Origin of the sequence: Streptomyces sp. SID13726, from assembly GCF_010548375.1 — a bacterium.
In the GTDB taxonomy this organism is placed as follows: Bacteria; Actinomycetota; Actinomycetes; order Streptomycetales; family Streptomycetaceae; genus Streptomyces.
The window spans coordinates 1-410 of the sequence record NZ_JAAGLY010000646.1 but is presented as its reverse complement, the minus strand read 5'-3'; the positions used below and the strand labels follow the sequence as shown (position 1 = coordinate 410).

General features: G+C 71.5%; 1 protein-coding gene. It reads left to right on the top strand.

What is annotated here, in order from left to right; genetic code table 11:
* Window positions 1–410, top strand: a 410-nt coding sequence (locus tag G3I78_RS49575; RefSeq protein WP_164437241.1) for an AAA family ATPase, incomplete at both ends; no start/stop codon positions are given.

Below are 410 nucleotides of genomic sequence, written 5' to 3'. Positions count from 1 at the left end.
ACTCCCCGTCACCGACCTGTCCCTCGTCGTCCTGATCGGGGCCACCGGATCAGGCAAGTCCACTTTCGCCCGCAAGCACTTCAAGCCCACCGAGGTCATCTCCTCCGACTACTGCCGGGGTCTCGTCGCCGACGACGAGAACGATCAGAGTGCGAGCCGTGACGCCTTCGAGGTCCTGCACCACATCGCCGGCAAGCGCCTCGCGGCCGGCCGCCTGACCGTCGTCGACGCCACCAGCGTGCAGGCCGAGGCCCGCCGCCGGCTGGTGCAGCTCGCCCGCGAGTACGACGTCCTGCCGATCGCCATCGTCCTCGACATGCCCGAAGAGGTCTGCGCCGAGCGCAACGCCGCCCGCCCCGACCGGGCCGGGCTGCCCCGCGCCGTCATCCAGAGGCACCGGCGCGACCTGC